This is a genomic window from Leptolyngbya iicbica LK (assembly GCF_004212215.1).
Lineage (GTDB): Bacteria > Cyanobacteriota > Cyanobacteriia > Phormidesmidales > Phormidesmidaceae > Halomicronema > Halomicronema iicbica.
Genome location: NZ_QVFV01000002.1, coordinates 1,387,723 through 1,404,857 on the forward strand (window position 1 = coordinate 1,387,723; position 17,135 = coordinate 1,404,857).

Sequence of the window (17,135 nt, forward strand, 5' to 3'; positions counted from 1 at the left end):
ACAGGTCATCCCCTCATAGTTTTTTGGGGGAGACAGACAAAAATCCCATGCCGAGCCGTAGCACATGATGCGTCGCTCAAGCGCAGCCATGCTCCGAGGGCCATGGACAATTTATAAGGATGGGCAATGCTTCCAGAAATCTCATATCGCCTAAATGCTAGAAGGGGCGAGTTTAACCGACTGCTGATTAATTAACCTAACAGTGCGAAAACTAAACTCGCCCCCTATCGGGATATGGATTGTTAGACGCCGTCGAATGGGGCGATCGCGCCATTAATCTGACGATCGCCCCCTGCTCCCTAGTACTTGTAGCTGTCAGTCTTAAACGGACCGTTTAAAGGCACGTTGATGTACTTGGCTTGCTGCTCGGTCAGTTGCGTGACTACGCCACCAAAGCCTTCCACCATATAGCGAGCAACTTCTTCGTCCAGGTGCTTAGGTAGCACTTCAACAGTAATAGAAGTGGCTTTTTCTTCAGGAGACTTGTCGGCAAACTTACGCTCAAACAAGTGCATTTGCGCCAGCACTTGGTTGGCAAAGGAGCCGTCCATAATGCGGGAGGGGTGCCCAGTGGCGTTGCCCAAGTTGACCAACCGCCCCTCGGCGAGTAGCAGCAAGAAATCATCCTGATCGTCGCTGCGATAAACCTGATGCACTTGGGGTTTCACCTCTTCCCAGCGCCAGTTTTGGCGCATGTAGGCGGTATCAATTTCGTTATCAAAGTGGCCAATGTTGCACACTACTGCGCCACGCTTCAATGCTGCCAGCATGTAAGCATCGCAGACATTGACGTTACCCGTGGCGGTGACCAACAGGTCGGTGTTGCCTAGCAGGGCACGATCAATGCAGCTTTCGGTGCCGTCGTTTTGCCCCCCAATGTAAGGAGACACGACTTCATAGCCATCCATACAAGCCTGCATGGCGCAGATAGGGTCGCATTCCGCAACCTTCACAATCATGCCTTCTTGACGGAGGGAAGCGGCAGAGCCTTTGCCCACATCGCCATAGCCGATCACGAGGGCTTTCTTACCCGCCATCAGGTGGTCGGTGGCGCGCTTAATGGCGTCATTTAAGCTGTGACGGCAACCATATTTGTTGTCATTCTTGGCTTTGGTGATGGAGTCGTTAACGTTAATGGCGGGGACTTTTAGTTCGCCGTGCTCTAGCATTTCCAGCAGGCGGTGCACCCCCGTGGTGGTTTCTTCCGTAACGCCGTGGATGCTATCCAGCATGTGGGGATACTTTTCGTGGATATGGCCGGTCAGGTCGCCGCCATCATCCAAAATCATGTTGGCATCCCACAGGTCACCGTCGGGGGTGCGGCAGGTTTGCTCGATGCACCACATGTACTCTTCTTCGGTTTCCCCTTTCCAGGCAAAGACGGGCGTGCCAGCAGCCGCGATCGCTGCGGCGGCGTGATCCTGCGTCGAAAAGATATTGCAGGAAGACCAGCGAACCTCAGCGCCCAGGGCTTGCAGCGTTTCGATCAACACTGCCGTTTGAATGGTCATGTGGATGCAGCCAATGATTTTGGCCCCTTTAAGGGGTTGGCTAGCACGGTACTTTTCCCGAATTTTGATCAGGGCGGGCATTTCGCTTTCGGCGATCGCAATTTCCTTGCGGCCCCAATCAGCCAGGGTAATATCGGCAACTTTGTAGTCTTGCTTCAGAACTTGTGCAGTCATTGAATCCTTTGGGTTAAGTGAATGTCAGTAAGGGTGTTTGTTAACGCGACGGCAATTAAAGAACTGCTTTGAGCAATTCCGCTTTGTCGGTCTTTTCCCAGGTAATCTCTGGCAGTTCGCGACCAAAGTGGCCGTAGGCAGCAGTCTGACGATAAATCGGACGTCGTAAATCCAGCATATCGATTAATCCCTGAGGGCGCAGATCAAAATGCTCGCGCACCAGTTTAACAATCTGGTCGTCTGCGATCTTGCCCGTGCCAAAGGTGTTGATCGAGATTGAGGTGGGTTGGGAAACGCCAATGGCGTAGGAGACTTGAATTTCACAGCGATCGGCCAATCCGGCGGCGACGATATTTTTCGCGACATAACGTCCGGCATAAGCCGCCGAGCGATCGACTTTGGAAGGATCCTTGCCAGAGAAAGCGCCACCGCCGTGCCGAGCCATGCCGCCGTAAGTATCCACAATAATTTTGCGCCCGGTGAGGCCGCAATCGCCTACCGGACCACCGATGATGAATTGGCCAGTGGGATTGATGTGATACTGCGTTTCCACGTGGAACCAGGCCTGCGGCAGTACTGGCTTAATGATTTCTTCCATCACTGCTTCCCGAATGTCGCTCAGCTCAATATCGGGATCATGCTGAGTGGACAGCACCACGGCATCCACGGCGACGGGTTTGCCAGCTTCATACCGAAGGGTCACCTGGCTCTTGGCATCGGGGCGCAGCCAAGGCAAAACGCCTTTTTCGCGCAGATAAGCCTGACGCTCGACGAGGCGATGGGCGTAATAAATCGGGGCGGGCATCAACACATCGGTTTCGTTGGTCGCATAGCCAAACATCAAGCCCTGGTCACCTGCCCCTAAATCTTTATCGGCGGCCTCGTCGACCCCCATGGCGATATCAGCAGACTGCTTACCGATCGCATTCAGCACGGCACAAGACGCGCCATCAAACCCGACATCAGAGCTGTTGTAGCCAATATCGAGAATGACATTGCGAACGACATCTTCGAGATCGACATAGGTGCTGGTGCGCACTTCGCCCGCCACGACTGCCATCCCGGTTTTAACCAGCGTTTCAACCGCGACACGGGCATGAGGGTCATCTTGCAGAATGGCGTCCAAAATCGCGTCAGAGATTTGGTCAGCCATTTTGTCGGGGTGGCCTGCCGACACCGATTCCGAGGTAAAAATACTGTATTCGCTCATGCTGTCTACGATGGGTAAGGTGATAACACGCGGGGCGTAATTGCCTACACATCCTATCGGTTTTCATTCCTTAATTTAGAGGCAAGCGGTCTTTAAATCGATAGATGGCGTTTCAACCATCCATTAAAACATCTGTCTAAATGACGAGATTAGTTGATCACGATTCCCGGAAATGGTTGCCCGCGACATGATGAAAATTGCGCTGTTGACCTATTCCACCAAGCCCCGAGGCAGTGTTGTGCATACTTGGGAACTGGCCAATGCACTGCACCACCTGGGACACACAGTCTGTGTTTATGCACTGGATAAAGGGGCGGCAAGCTCACCTCAGCACGAGGAGGTCGACGAGATCGCCTCGCCCCCCCATCGGCAACTGGCGTGTCCCATGCGCTTGATTCCGGCTCGCCCCGCCCCTGATGACATTGATGGGCTAATTCAGCAACGGATTCAAGAATTCGTCGCGGCGTTGCAACAGGAAAGCGATCGCTACGACGTTTACCACGCGCAGGACTGCATTGGGGCCAATGCTCTGGTGCAGCTCAAAGAGCGCGGGCAAGTTCATCACGTTGTCCGCACGGTGCACCATGTCGAAGATTACGAAAGCATCTACTTGCAACAGTGTCAGGACAAGTCCATCCGCCTACCGGACTTGTGTCTGTGTGTGAGCGATCGCTGGCAGCAAGCCCTCCGCACTGACTACAACATTGACGCGCCACGGGTGGTCAATGGCGTCGATCAACAGCGCTTTTCGCCCGCGTTGGACGGCTCGGAAACCGCCTTAAAAACGGCCTATCAACTGACCGGGCACCCCATCTACTTGACGGTGGGCGGCATTGAACCGCGCAAAAATTCCATTCGTTTACTGGAAGCCTTTGCCCAGGTGCAGGCGCAGCAACCCCAAGCACAGCTCATCATTGCCGGCGGGGCGACACTGTTTGACTATCAACCCTATCGAGAGCAGTTTTTTCAGCGGGCGGCGGCATTGGGGATTATGGATGCCTTAGTGCTTCCGGGAGTGATTCCAGACGCCGATTTGCCGGGGATGTATCGTTGTGCCGATGTGTTTTGTTTTCCATCGATCAAAGAGGGGTGGGGCTTGGTCGTATTGGAAGCGATCGCGGCAGGGTTACCCGTCGTCACGGCCAATGAGACGCCCTTTACCGAGTTTTTGACATCGGAACAGGCGATTTTAGTCAACCCTGGCAGTGTGGAACAGATCGCCCAAGGAATGCTGGCGGCATCAGAGCCGAAGCGATCGCACGCCCTCGTTGAGCAGAGTCGGGGCATTTTGGCGCGCTACACTTGGGAAAAATCGGCGCAAATGCACTTGCAGGCGTACCAAAGCCTGGTACATTCCCATTGATGTTTCCTGGTGATGAGAGATAAAAGCAATGCCTGAGATGCAATTTCAAATCCGTTGGCCCGATGGCACCGAGGCGGCCTGCTATTCCCCGTCGTTGGTGATTAAGGACTATCTCAAAGTGGGTGAAACCTATACGTTGAGTGACTTTCTGGATAAGTCGCGGACCGCGCTGAATATTGCCAGCGATCGCGTGCGGGCTAAATACGGCTTTCCCTGTGGCCGGGCGATGGGCCAGTTGCAAGTGTTGGAATCGACGGCTGCCCAATATCAAGGATTGGCTAATCCGACGGTGGATGTATTGGCTTTCGTCGAGTAAGCGCAAACTACAAAGTCATCATCAGCATCGCGACGGCCACAATGCTGATGCCCATTACCAAGCCCAAGACCCACAAGAACCCACTCCCCGTCTGCCCCTTGGAGCGGGTGATAATCAGGTCAGTATCGGCGGTCACCGCGATCGCAAAAAACGTATCCCAAAAACCCGCTTCAACGGTATTCATTGCTTGCAGCGGCTGTTGTTGGGGTGGCTTGGGAAAAATCCACTGCGAGCCACGTATTTCAACTGTGCCGCTGGGAGAGGTGCCGTCGGTGGCGATCGCTTCAAAGCGAATCTGCGTCGGCACGCTGCTGAAGTTGCGGCGATAGATGACGGTGGTTTCTCCAGCCTGGAGGTAAATCTGTTTGGCCATAGCAGCGCTGCCCCGTTGAAAACACTATGTTTGGAGATAGCCGACATCGGCCCGCTGGGTCAATTCTTTGGGAAAGAACCGTCGGCCATCGGCCAACACACAAATCACTAGCCGATCACCCACCAGCCAATGTGGTTCTTCTAAAAATCGTTGCTTGCCCCGCTGGAGTTGGGTGGGCGATCGCTCCACTTCGACCTTGATAAACCAGCCAAATTCGGTGGGGCCGTGGCGTTCCAGCAACCGCGCGGGGTAAAAAGTCTGACGGTTGGCCAAGGCCCGCCGCAGTCGCCGTTTATAGTCCAGCAGCCAGCCCCCGATCCCCATCAAACCGACACAAAACATCAGCCATAGGCCCACAAAATTAGGACTCGCGGTAGCACTCAACTCAAAGACGCCTAGAGGCACCAGCAACATCAGACCGAGGCCAAACAGGGCCAGACCCATGAAAAAATAGCCCCCAGCCTTGGCACTGTAGGTGAGATTGTCGAGGAGGTCGGTTGGCTCTGAGTTCATGACCTTGCTCCGACATGGACAGCCCAATTGACGGGTCGGGCAAAGGTGCCCTCGAAACCGATGCCCCTTTCAAGCGGTGGCCGACCGTCTTCTCGGCTTTCTCAGTGAAACCTTGGGGCGCCAGCCTATCAGGGTGCGTCATCGGGAAACCACGACAGACGCAACGCTTTAACCTAAACTGTCGGGGGAAACTCTGCCTGTTGCTGCATCGTTGGGCATACGCCGGGGGAATGATTTTGCTGCAATGGCGGAACGGACCACCTTATGATTGCAGACAAAGTATCCTGTTGTCTCCGTAAGGTTTTCAGTTATGAGTCAGCCACCTGCTTTCGAGCGCGATCGCTCCACGCTTGAGCAAATTGCCCATTTTTTCCAGGTGATGAACGAATCCCTGCAAACCAGTGTGGACTCGGCTGGGGATGCCTTCATTCGCTTTATCTATCCCGCTATTGAGCAAACCACCCATCTGGTGGGCAAAACGGTGGCCCCCATTGCCGACATCCCATTGATCAAATACGCCACCGCAATTCCTGGCATCAGTTGGCTATTGGCAGCTTTGGGCCAAGTGAATGCGGAAAAAATTCAGCGGGAAATCGCTGAACTCCGGGTCAAGTTCCCCCTCGATACCAATGTGCAGTTGGCCCAGCGAGTGATTGGCAAGACAACGTTTCGGGCGGCCCAAGTGGGATTATTGACCAACTTCATTCCGCCATTTGCCCTATTTTTGTTTGCACTGGATATTGGCGCGATCGCCGCTTTGCAAGCTGAAATGATTTACAAGATTGCGACCATCTACGGCTTTTCCATTGATGACGCCGATCGCCGAGGAGAGGTACTGGCGATTTGGGCGGTTTTTACTGGCGGTTCTGGCACTTTAAAGTCGGGCTTCAGTTTTCTGGAAATACTGCCAGGAGCCGGTATGGTGATCGGCATCTCTTCGGATGCTGCCCTCATTTACGGCGTCGGATTTCTGGCCTGCCGTTATTACGAGGTCAAGCTGCAACGCCAGGCTTTAGCGTAGACCGAGCAGGCGTGATGGCATTCACGCCGACGACATTTTTATCGCGCCGCAGGGCCAGAACCCAGTTCTGCCAAGCTAACCAATGCCGCTGGGATCGGTGTGGGTTGCGGGGGCGATCGCCTCTCGCTAAAGGCCCCTGCTCCCTGCAGGATGGCTCAATGCCCTAAGGAATCAGGATTTTATAAAATCCAAGTTTTGTCGGGCAGGCATCTTGCCTGCTCTTGAACAGCCGAGACGGCTGTTCACACTTAATTTAATTCCAATTCCTAAGGTTACCGCCAAGGAAGCGGGGGCCTCTGCCTCAGGGGCATTGGAGCATCGCCCGAGCGTCATGGGGCATCGCCCTGAGGTGAAAGTTTAGGCCTCAGAGGTAGCTGATTCTGCTTTGGCAGCTTGGATACCGGCTTCAATATCATCCAGGGTCTTAACGACCAGACGTTTTGCCTGCAGCTCCCAGCCCCACTTTTGCAGTTGAAAGGCCACATAAAACCCAATGCCAGTGGCAATAATGTCGAGCGGTTGGCGAAACGAGATGCCGATCAACAGGCCCAAACCGCCAATGCCCCAAAACGGGAGTGCGACCGTTTGTCGGTTGGCTTCCACAATCCGCGCCACAAAATTCGTCGGAATATCGGCCTCAACCTGATCACGAATCGCCTTTTGCTCGGGGTAGGGGACAGCGAAGCTAAACTTGCGGCGCAATTTTTCAATTTTGCGGGCTTCAGTGCTGTACTGGGTCAACTCATCTTCCGCCATGCGGATTAACTGCTCGGCCTTTTCCATAATGTTGTCGTTCAACGTCGCTCACTTCATCCATCCTACGGTAGTGGACCACGCTTGCTCATTCATGCAGCGATCTAGCAAGCCCAGACCCAACTCACTAAGCCAGCAATTTTTCCCAGCGGGCAGCTTTACCTGCGAGTAAAATCGGCACGACCAAACTGAAATCCACGCTTCCTTGGGTCTCTGCCATCTGCAACAGGCTCAAGGAAATGCAATACAACAGCAGACAGTTTCCAGGCAGTTAGTATCGCCTGCTCAGCGACAGCGGCAGGTCAGAAACGCGGCGACAGCGGCAAACTTCGCGAGTGGTTTAGGCACTCAAAAATCTTTCTGCCAAGCATCACTCGGTTTCGAGGCTGTCTCGTTCTAGCTGGCGAAACAGGCAAAAAAAAGCAACTCCGCTGAGAGTTGCTGTGCAACAGTGAAACAAGCTTCCACCGATAGAGTCAAGCCTAAATCCAGAAACGGATTGCAGCTCCTCAAACAGATTCAAGAAGGCAGAACCAACCGAAAATCAACACTCCTCTATCACCAAAAATCATCACTCCTCTATCACCAAAACGTAGTCTTCTAAGTCGCACACTTCGGACAAATTCTCAGGATCTACGTAGTAGCAAGTGTGGTTATCTTGGCAAACAAATGCCCAACCGGTATCTTCCACGCGCACCAGGTTATAAGTGCCATCTTGCACAAAATAGCCCTTGTGGTCACGAGTTCCTGGAGCGATCGCAAAGTTATAAAAGCTTTTACTCTTGAGGTTCATAGTGGTGAGGCCAGTGCGAAACAGCAATTTAAATCAAACTCGTCAAACGGCAAAAAAGGATAGTACTAACTACCTTCAACTCTACAAGATGAATCCTGAGAAGCAGATTTACTCTTATAAATAAAAATAAAAAATAACCTGTTGCCAGCAGCAGGGATGTCCTCATCCCTCAAAAAGTCGATTTTTGGGGAGATCTAGATTAAGAAACATTGCCATTGCCGGAGATTGAGTGAATTAAAGTAAACCAATCAAATAGCTTTCTCAGAAAAATTCTCCGCTCTTGTTAGTTTTTGGCGGTGTTTATTCCCAGAGAACAGATTCATTGAAGCGCTGGAACTCGACCTGGAAAATTTGTTGGGTATGGATAAAAACTCGACGACCGTGGCCCCTCTAGATAGACTCCACTAGTGAGTAGCGCCGTCAATCGGCGATCGCTTGCCCCCCGCGCAACTCTCTCTGGGTGGCTGTGAGCGCGCCAATGCCTGGACCTTCCTCGTCAAAAAATGCTGTAGCGTGGGATAGGCAGAATTGGCAGAGGCGATCGCTTGGCCCCCCGCGCAAAACCCCGCTCCAAATATTTGAATTTAGCTCCCTACGTTCGTGAGCAGTGGCGCACCATTTTTTACGCCTTGCTCTGTACGTTGGTCTTCACCGCGTTTTGGCCGATTTTGGCGTGGCTGTCGGGGCAGATGTTGTCGCTGTTGGTGCAGGGCAAGGTGCTGGAACTGGCGCAGCTCGCGGCCATCACCATCGCGGGCTTCGTGATTCACAAGTTGGGGCAGTACGGACAAGATTCCCTGATGTCGAAAGCGGCGCTGGAGGTGGCGCTGAAGCTACGGGTCGAAACCTATCGCCATTTGCAGCAATTGAGCCTGGCGTATTTTGAAAAAGCCCAGACGGGCGACCTCACCTATCGACTCACGGAGGATGTCGATCGCATCGGGGAAGTGGTCAAAAAGCTGTTTCAAGACTTCATTCCCAGCATTTTGCAACTGGTGGTGGTGATCACTTATATGGTGTATCTCAACTGGCAGTTGACCCTGACGATGTTGATTATCGTGCCCGCGTTTGCGGTGCTGGTGGGGTGGTTTGGCGATCGCATGCTGCAATATTCCCGCACCAGCCAAAACCTCGTGTCGGATCTGTCGTCCCAGCTCACAGAGGTGTTTGGCGGCATCCGCCTGATTCGGGCCTTTGCGGCGGAAGATTATGCGGTCGAGCGCTTTCGGGCTGAGTCGCAGCGGCATTACGAGGCGAAGTATCGAGCGGCGTGGCTGTTGGCGGTGCAGTATCCCGTGATTGGATTGCTGTATGCGGGCATCATTCTCGTGTTGTTTTTGGTGGGGAGCTGGCAAATCTCGACGGGCAACCTCACCGGGGCCGACTTTGCCAGCTATGTGACGGCGGGACTGCTACTGATCGACCCCATTACCCACACCACGGAAAACTACAACCTGTTCAAAGAGGCGGAAGCCTCGGTGGATCGCGTGTTTGAGCTGACGGCGATCGCGCCGGGAGTAGAAGAAGCGCCGGACGCCCGCCCCCTGCCCGCCGTCACTGGCAAAGTGGAATATCGCCACGTCTCCTTTCAATACAAGCCCGATGAGCCGGTGCTGCAAGATATTAATTTGCTGGCAAAACCGGGGGAGAAGATTGCCCTGGTGGGGTCTTCGGGGGCGGGCAAAACCACGTTGGTGAACCTGTTGCCGCGCTTTTACGATCCCCAGGCGGGGCAGATTTTGATTGATGGGGAAGATATCGCCACCGTTACCCTCAAGAGCCTGCGGCGGCAAATCGGCATCGTGCCCCAAGAGACCGTCCTCTTTTCCGGCACCATTGCGGAAAATATCGCTTTTGGGCAAAAAGAATTCGACCTAGCGGCGGTGGAAGCAGCGGCCAAGGCGGCAAACGCCCACGACTTCATCACGCAATTTTCTCAAGGCTATTACGCCTGGGTGGGGGAACGGGGGGTGAACCTGTCCGGCGGGCAGCGGCAGCGTATCGCGATCGCCCGCGCAGTCCTCCTCGATCCCCGCATTTTGATCCTCGATGAAGCAACTTCCGCGCTGGACTCAGAATCTGAAAATCTGGTGCAGGAAGCCCTGGAACGGCTCATGGGCGATCGCACGGCGTTCATCATTGCCCACCGCCTCGCCACCGTCCGCAACGCCGATCGCATTTTGGTGTTGGAAAAGGGGCACATCGTCGAGTCGGGCACCCATGAAGAATTGCTGGCGCGGGGCGATCGCTATGCCTACCTCCACAGCCAACAGTTTCAAGCGTGAGGGCGATCCTCCTAGCCCGATAGGTAGGTCTGAAGCTGATTTTTGACTGCGCTTTCCAATCTCATTGGAAAATTGAGAGGTCCGGTGGCCAGATTATTTAAACTAGGTTCTTCGAAATTCAATCTCGGAAATTGAATTGTCGTTGGTGTCTACTTCCAGAGTTAATGGCAAAATAAAATCATCAGAACATCCAGGCGTTAGAATACTCGATGCCTGCTTTATGAACACTGACATCCTGAGTTTATGAATTTTGCTTTCATCAGCTATAGCCGCGAAGATGAGGCCTACGTCAACAAACTAACTAAAGCACTGAGAGAGCATGGCATCGAGTTTTGGATTGATCTAAAAGCATCTTATGGAGGCAGTTGGAGTCCGGAAATCCAACAGCAGATAGAAGACTGTTCGGTATTCATCCTGGTTATGTCACCTAGTTCCCGTCAAGCTGATTGGGTTAAAGCCGAATTGATTTGGGCGCGACAACGCAAGAAAACTATTTTTCCAATCTCCCTGCAAGGCGAACAGTGGTTTGAAGTAGCCTACGTCTCAGCCCATATGGTTGCTGAAGATGAGTTGCCTCCTTTAAGATTTTTCAAAGAAATCAAGAGGGAAATTTCTAAGCAATCTGGCGCTAGTACAAAAAGGAAAAATGTAAAATCACGCAAGAAAATATACTTTTACGTAGGATTGGCGACACTTATAATTCTGTTTACAGGTGACTTATGGATGCCTGCTACTTGGAAAAAAATGATATGTAATTTTCAAGGAGGACTTTGGGTATCGAAAGGTTATTTTAATTCCGGATTTTATCTCGATGATAGACGGGTAGGGATAAGGTCCCAAGATTGTCATTGCGACTACTCAGACTATCCAAGCTTTGAAGACAGTTTTCGCAATGATCTAGAAGTCGATCCAAGGAATTGTAGATAGACTGCGTTGCATAACTTGTCAATGATAATCACCACAAGGTCATTGATAGTTTGAATTCTGTCTTAAGACTAAATCTATAGTTAAGTTCCACGCCAACTATGCAATTTCAAGGTCAACTTGAAAGCTTTCGCTTGATAGCAAGATCCATGGGAAACAGTCAGAAACATTAAAAGAACTAATCAAACGCACAACCCTAGTTCATAGGCATAAAACTGGACAGGCTAAGCTCATCTAGCTTCATAAGTAGAGATTCTGTGAGGTTGTCTACTAGCTTTCAATCTAGACTTAGCTTAAGCATCCAAATTTTCGTGGAGCTTGGTGTAGATAGCTTGGGTATCGGGATAGGCGGCGGCTAACTGGGGCGTTAACTGCAACACCCGCTGCTCAGAAAGTTCTGGCTCATTGAACGGTTCTTCGATGACCAGTTGCTCGCGCGAGGGCAAGGGCACGCAACCTGGAAAAGTGATTTCCTGCCCCGTTTCGTCAAATAGCGAGTAGTGAAAGACATCGTAGGGCTGAGGCTGGCGAGACGGATCGCTATCCAGGGTATTTGCATCGAGGGTCACCGGGGCATGACGGTCGATGGGATAGTCGTCAAAATTCACCTGGAGGGCAATGCCAGCGGCGATCGCCTTTTTCAGCATGAACACCAGAGGGATATTGCCCCGAGCACGGTTAGGTTCACCGTTGGGCAGGGCGGCATTGCCCCCGACATCCTTATGGCCACCGCGAAACCACACTTCCAAAATATTGCCGTCGCCATAGGCCCGATCCAGACCAAACCCTTTGCGTTTCACATCTAGCGCCAGGGCATGAAAGGTTTGCTGGGTTGTCGGGGGAATCCGTTCTTGGAAAAACAACTCCTGATCGTTGAACGGAATGCCGAAGGAGGCCACCGTATCGAACAATCCCAGAAAGCGAATCGTGGGCGGCTGCGTTAAGGGGGTGCCGTCAGCGCCAGAAAGTTTGGCGTATTCTCGAAAGGTTTTGTCGGCAAAGAGGCGGGCGATCGCCGCCCCCCGGCTGTAGCCCACAATATCGATGGTGCGATCGCCCGCCTGAAAGTTGGTCCGCAACTGGCGAAAGGCTCGATTGACAATGCCCAGCGCCCCCGCCCCAAAGGCAACCCCAAAGACCCGGTCCAGCAGCCCCATAGTAGAACCGACACCGGGAAAATAGTGAGCGGGCAGACCGGACTGCTCATAAGCCTGGTAAAACAACACCACATTAGAGAGATAGCGGTCATTAGCGGTTTTCGCGGTGGGCGTAATGGGCGATTTGCCATCCCAGCGATCCTTCGTACCATCAAATGCATACAGCGCCATGATTTCACCCTGCGTTTAAAGTGTCATCTTCACTCCCAGACTACTTGCGGGCCGCGTGATGGCCGATGAGCCGCCTGATTGAGCATAAGCGTAAACCTAAGGTTGAATGAATTGCCGACTCGTTCACACTCCCTCACCATCGACACGCAACTCGATCCCCGGTGTAACCGCGAAGGGGACGCTCCCCTCAGCCCTTGGCGAAAGTTCTGCGGGTTCAGTGCTCCAGCAGGGGAGCGTCCCCTGAGAACCGTGGTTTTAACGCGCTCTTAGGATTGGTGCGGCATACTGCGATCGCGTTGGTCAGGTAAGTTACACCCGCGATCCGGACAGCCGTATATGTATAGAGCAGTCTGGGGCGCTGGCTGGGGGCGATCGCCCCGCGTGATCATCCCCCTAACCGATTGCTTCCCTGCCAAGCCTGGCCGATAATTCAAGGGCGAACCCTGCCCCTCCGAAAGCGGGGGCGATGAGCGGTGATTCAGAGGCCGCCAACCATAGCTGCGATACGGGAGATTGTATGACCACAGTGCAAACAGTAAGCACCCAACCCTACTCCGACCAAAAACCGGGGACTTCGGGCCTGCGCAAAAAGGTGCCCACCTTTCAGCAACCCAACTATCTACAAAATTTTATTCAAGCCATTTTTGACAGTCTCGACGGCATCCAAAACCAGACTTTGGTTGTGGGGGGCGACGGGCGTTACTACAACCGCGAAGCCATTCAAATCATCCTCAAAATGGCGGCAGCGAATGGGTTTGGCAAAGTGCTGGTGGGCCAAGGCGGCATTCTCTCGACTCCAGCAGCTTCCTGCGTAATTCGCAAAAACAATGCCTTTGGCGGCATCATCCTTTCCGCCAGCCACAACCCCGGCGGCCCCAAAGAAGACTTTGGCGTGAAATATAACGTCAGCAACGGTGGCCCCGCCCCGGAAAAAATCACCAGTGCCATCTTCGATCGCACCAAAACTATTTCGGAATACAAAATCCTCGACGCCAGCGACGTGGATCTGGATCGCATTGGCACTACCCAACTGGGCCACACCACCGTCGAAGTCATCGACTGCGTGGCCGACTATGCCGCCCAAATGGAAACCCTGTTTGACTTTGCCGCCATTCAAGACCTCTTGAGCCGTGGCAACTTCCGCATTTGCATCGACTCCCTCCACGCAGTGACGGGGCCTTACGCCACGGCAATTTTCGAGCGGCGGCTAAATGCGCCTGCGGGCACCGTACAAAACGGCGTGCCGTTGGAAGATTTCGGCGGTGGTCACCCCGATCCCAACCTGGTCTACGCCAAGAGTTTGGTGGATGTCATGTTTAAAGATGACGGGCCAGATTTTGGGGCGGCGTCGGATGGGGATGGCGATCGCAACATGATCCTGGGACGCAATTTCTTCGTCACCCCCAGCGATAGCTTGGCAATTCTGGCAGCCAATGCCACCCTCGTCCCCGGCTATCGCAACGGCCTGACAGGCATCGCCCGCTCCATGCCCACCAGCCAAGCCCCCGATCGCGTGGCGGAAAAGCTGGGCATTGAGTGCTACGAAACGCCGACGGGCTGGAAGTTCTTTGGCAATTTGCTGGATGCGGACAAAGCCACCCTCTGCGGCGAAGAAAGCTTCGGCACTGGCTCCAACCACATTCGCGAAAAAGACGGTCTGTGGGCGGTGCTGTTTTGGCTCAACATCCTCGCGGTGAAAAAGCAGTCCGTGGAGGACATCGTCAAAGAGCACTGGGCCACCTATGGCCGCAACTTCTACTCCCGCCACGACTATGAAGCGGTGGCGAGTGGTCCCGCGACTCAGATGATGGATGATCTGCGATCGGCGTTGGGGTCGATGCCGGGCAAGACCTTTGGCAGCTACGAAGTCGCCTACGCCGATGACTTTAGCTACACCGACCCGGTGGATGGCAGCGTGGCCAGCCAGCAGGGCATCCGTATCGGCTTCACCGACGGCTCGCGGATTATCTTCCGTCTGTCCGGTACGGGCACGGAGGGCGCGACCATTCGCCTGTATGTAGAGCGATATGAGTCCGATGCCAGCAAGCACGATCAGGATACGCAAGCAGCGCTGGCGGACTTGATTCAACTGGCGGACGAGATTTCCCACCTGAAGGAAATCACGGGCCGCGACCAACCGACTGTGATTACTTAAGGGCTATGGGCTCAGACCAGCCAAGGATCTGTACGGGTTGGGCAGTGCCCAACCCAAACGATGGGGGATGCTATTTGCCAGCTTTCCTTGAGGGTTCAAAGGTTGAGATGCCCCGAGGTATCCCTCTCCATATTCCGAAATGGAGTTTGAGGAGGGAGAACCTCACCGCCTGCGGCACCTCTCCTTGTCAAGGAGAGGTTTATTGAGATTCTGGCTCTCTACTAAGGAGGAGGGTAGAAAGCCTCCGGTTCCTCTCCTTCGCAAGGAGAGGTTAGGTGAGGTTCCTCTTGCCGCGATCGCCCGCACTACCCCTCAAATCTGTTGATGTTACTGGAGCCGGACTATGAGCCTGTGCGTCTATATGATCCGACACGGCGAAACCACCGCCAGCCGCACTGATGTATTCTCGGGGAAAATGAACCCGGATCTGAACGAAGCGGGCTTTGCGATGGCCCGGCACTTTGCCGAAAAATACGCGTCGATGGCCTGGCAGGCGGTGTATGTGAGTCCGATGCAGCGCACCCAAAGCACCGCCCGCCCGTTTTGCGAAGCGACGGGACTGGACATGCAACTGCGCGACGGTCTGAAGGAAATGTCGTTTGGCGAGTGGGAAAACCTGACCAAAGAGCAGGTGCAGGAGAAATACCCCGAAGACTATGTGCGGTGGCTGACGGAACCCGCGTGGAATCCGCCGACGGGGGGCGAATCAGCGGTGCAAGTTGCCAGCCGCGCCTCCTTAGTCATGAGCGAGATTGAAGAGAAACACAAAGATGGCAACGTGCTAGTGGTGGCCCACAAATCCACTCTGCGGGTCGTGCTGTGCAGTCTGCTGGGGCTGGATCTGGGGCGTTATCGCGATCGCATCACCTTTCCCGTCGCGTCCGTCAGCGTCGTCGAGTTTGGGGTGCATGGGCCGCTACTGGTGAAACACGGCGATCGCTCCCACCTGCCTGCTGACCTCGACGCCCGCCCCGGCACCTGATCAGGGCGATCGAACCATACCGCAATTCCGTTGTAGGGGCGAGGCATTCTCTTTTTAACCCACTGGACAAACCCAAACCGTAACAACGAGAATGCCTCGCCCCTACGCTGCCCCCAATCACCCTGCCCCCCAATCACCCCGCCCCCATGAAAATCCTCGTCCTCAACGCCGGTTCCAGCAGTCACAAAGCCGCCCTCTTTGACTTTGCCCAGGGACAAGAACCCGCCTGGCGCGCCCAACTCGACTGGACCCACACCGCCGGAGCCGTGGAACTCAAAGCCCAAACCGCCGATGGCCGGAGCCACCAAGACACCCTTGCCACCGAGGACAAAACGGAAGGACTGAGCTGGATGCTCGATACGCTGGTGGCGGGGCCAGTGCAAACCCTGTCGGCCCTTGGCGACATCCAAGCCGTGGGCCACCGGGTCGTGCATGGCGGGCGGGAATATCAGGCCAGCATCCGCGTCACCCCTGCCGTCAAAGACACGATTCGCCAACTGTTTCCCCTCGCCCCCGCCCACAACCCCGCCAACTTGCAGGGCATCGAGGCCATGGAAGCCATTTTAGGCGAGGTGCCCCAGGTGGCGGTTTTTGATACCGCCTTTCACGCCCAAATGCCCGCGGCGGCCAGCACCTTTCCTGGCCCCTACGAATGGGTTGAGCAGGGCATTCAGCGCTATGGCTTTCACGGTACCAGTCACCGCTATGTCGCCCAGCGGGCCGCCGAGTTACTTGGTCGTGACCTGGCCGATCTCAAACTAATTACTTGTCACCTCGGTAATGGCTGTTCCCTGGCAGCGGTGCGCGATGGCGTCAGCGTCGATACCACCATGGGCTTCACCCCGCTCGATGGCCTGATGATGGGCAGTCGGTCGGGCTCCGTCGATCCGGGCATTCTCATTCACCTGATGCGCCACGACCACTACACTGCTGACGACCTCGATACCTTGCTCAATAAACAATCGGGGATCAAGGGCATTTCGGGCATTTCCAATGATCTGCGGCAGGTGTTAGAAGCGGCCAACGCCGGCAACGATCGCGCCCAACTCGCGATCGCCATGTTCGTCCATGTGCTGCGGCGTCATATGGGGGCCATGCTAGGCAATCTGGGCGGACTCGATGCCCTGGTCTTTACTGCTGGCATTGGCGAAAACAGCGCCGATTTGTGGCGGGCCGCCTGCGCCGGGTGGGAATTTATGGGCTTGCACCTGGACCCGGCTAAACTCCAGCGCAACGCCGCCGATCGCGATATCGCGGCGGCCGATTCCCAGGTTCGGGTCCTGGTCATTCACACCCAGGAGGAATGGGCGATCGCCCAAGATTGCGTCCAAATTCTCGCTGATTGACTTGACCTATCGGCACCCACCATCCACGGCTGGGTGAGACTCGGGAAACCGGCTCCCCCTCATGTTGGCATTCATTGATTTCGTGCTC

General features: G+C 54.4%; 16 protein-coding genes. 8 read left to right on the top strand and 8 right to left on the bottom strand.

The window, feature by feature from the left end:
• Positions 1-299: 299 nt before the first annotated feature.
• Entirely contained in the window at positions 300-1,685 is a 1,386-nt protein-coding gene (gene ahcY / locus DYY88_RS13140; RefSeq protein ID WP_039727472.1) for an adenosylhomocysteinase, read from the bottom strand.
• Positions 1,686-1,740: 55 nt separating this feature from the next.
• On the bottom strand, positions 1,741-2,895 hold the full coding sequence (gene metK / locus DYY88_RS13145; RefSeq protein ID WP_039727470.1) for a methionine adenosyltransferase: 1,155 nt from the start codon (positions 2,893-2,895) through the stop codon (positions 1,741-1,743).
• Positions 2,896-3,067: 172 nt separating this feature from the next.
• Here metK and DYY88_RS13150 point away from each other — a divergent pair, with 172 nt between their 5' ends.
• Both DYY88_RS13150 and DYY88_RS13155 read left to right on the top strand, forming a co-directional pair.
• The gene (locus DYY88_RS13150; protein WP_201279019.1) at positions 3,068-4,258 is read left to right on the top strand and encodes an MSMEG_0565 family glycosyltransferase; all 1,191 of its coding nucleotides are present in this window, start codon (positions 3,068-3,070) and stop codon (positions 4,256-4,258) included.
• Between the two features lie 28 nt (positions 4,259-4,286).
• Positions 4,287-4,574: an MSMEG_0570 family nitrogen starvation response protein gene (locus DYY88_RS13155; protein ID WP_039727469.1), complete on the top strand. Its 288-nt coding sequence runs from the start codon at positions 4,287-4,289 to the stop codon at positions 4,572-4,574.
• Positions 4,575-4,581: 7 nt separating this feature from the next.
• Here the strand turns inward: DYY88_RS13155 and DYY88_RS13160 are convergent, their stop codons facing one another.
• Both DYY88_RS13160 and DYY88_RS13165 read right to left on the bottom strand, forming a co-directional pair.
• The gene (locus tag DYY88_RS13160; RefSeq protein ID WP_039727468.1) at positions 4,582-4,947 is read right to left on the bottom strand and encodes a hypothetical protein; all 366 of its coding nucleotides are present in this window, start codon (positions 4,945-4,947) and stop codon (positions 4,582-4,584) included.
• 24 nt (positions 4,948-4,971) lie between these two features.
• On the bottom strand, positions 4,972-5,460 hold the full coding sequence (locus DYY88_RS13165; protein WP_039727467.1) for a hypothetical protein: 489 nt from the start codon (positions 5,458-5,460) through the stop codon (positions 4,972-4,974).
• Positions 5,461-5,770: 310 nt separating this feature from the next.
• Between DYY88_RS13165 and DYY88_RS13170 the strand changes: the two genes are divergently transcribed.
• Positions 5,771-6,481 carry an EcsC family protein gene (locus tag DYY88_RS13170; RefSeq protein ID WP_063776184.1) on the top strand — a complete coding sequence of 237 codons (711 nt, stop codon included), beginning with the start codon at positions 5,771-5,773 and terminating at the stop codon, positions 6,479-6,481.
• 357 nt (positions 6,482-6,838) lie between these two features.
• Here the strand turns inward: DYY88_RS13170 and DYY88_RS13175 are convergent, their stop codons facing one another.
• Positions 6,839-7,264: a hypothetical protein gene (locus DYY88_RS13175; RefSeq protein ID WP_039727466.1), complete on the bottom strand. Its 426-nt coding sequence runs from the start codon at positions 7,262-7,264 to the stop codon at positions 6,839-6,841.
• Positions 7,265-7,805: 541 nt separating this feature from the next.
• Positions 7,806-8,027 (bottom strand): hypothetical protein, encoded by a 222-nt coding sequence (locus tag DYY88_RS13180; RefSeq protein ID WP_044151623.1) that lies wholly within the window; start codon positions 8,025-8,027, stop codon positions 7,806-7,808.
• A gap of 578 nt (positions 8,028-8,605) precedes the next feature.
• On the opposite strand from DYY88_RS13180, the gene DYY88_RS13185 reads away from it, so the two are divergent.
• Complete coding sequence (locus tag DYY88_RS13185; RefSeq protein WP_236146361.1) at positions 8,606-10,312, top strand: ABC transporter ATP-binding protein; 1,707 nt, start codon at positions 8,606-8,608, stop codon at positions 10,310-10,312.
• A gap of 243 nt (positions 10,313-10,555) precedes the next feature.
• On the top strand, positions 10,556-11,239 hold the full coding sequence (locus DYY88_RS13190) for a toll/interleukin-1 receptor domain-containing protein (RefSeq protein WP_039727462.1): 684 nt from the start codon (positions 10,556-10,558) through the stop codon (positions 11,237-11,239).
• Between the two features lie 290 nt (positions 11,240-11,529).
• Here DYY88_RS13190 and DYY88_RS13195 read toward each other — a convergent pair whose 3' ends face one another.
• Both DYY88_RS13195 and DYY88_RS24185 read right to left on the bottom strand, forming a co-directional pair.
• Positions 11,530-12,564 carry a phospholipase effector Tle1 domain-containing protein gene (locus tag DYY88_RS13195; RefSeq protein WP_052288470.1) on the bottom strand — a complete coding sequence of 345 codons (1,035 nt, stop codon included), beginning with the start codon at positions 12,562-12,564 and terminating at the stop codon, positions 11,530-11,532.
• 266 nt (positions 12,565-12,830) lie between these two features.
• Positions 12,831-12,998 carry a hypothetical protein gene (locus DYY88_RS24185; RefSeq protein WP_165390116.1) on the bottom strand — a complete coding sequence of 56 codons (168 nt, stop codon included), beginning with the start codon at positions 12,996-12,998 and terminating at the stop codon, positions 12,831-12,833.
• An 83-nt stretch (positions 12,999-13,081) separates the two neighbouring features.
• Between DYY88_RS24185 and DYY88_RS13200 the strand changes: the two genes are divergently transcribed.
• From DYY88_RS13200 to DYY88_RS13210, 3 genes are all read left to right on the top strand, one after another.
• A complete protein-coding gene (locus DYY88_RS13200; protein ID WP_039727461.1) occupies positions 13,082-14,719 on the top strand; it encodes an alpha-D-glucose phosphate-specific phosphoglucomutase in 1,638 nt (545 codons plus the stop codon).
• 343 nt (positions 14,720-15,062) lie between these two features.
• A complete protein-coding gene (locus DYY88_RS13205) occupies positions 15,063-15,701 on the top strand; it encodes a histidine phosphatase family protein (RefSeq protein WP_039727459.1) in 639 nt (212 codons plus the stop codon).
• Between the two features lie 146 nt (positions 15,702-15,847).
• Positions 15,848-17,047, top strand: coding sequence for an acetate/propionate family kinase (locus DYY88_RS13210; protein WP_039727458.1), 1,200 nt, complete (start codon positions 15,848-15,850; stop codon positions 17,045-17,047).
• Positions 17,048-17,135: the final 88 nt, after the last annotated feature.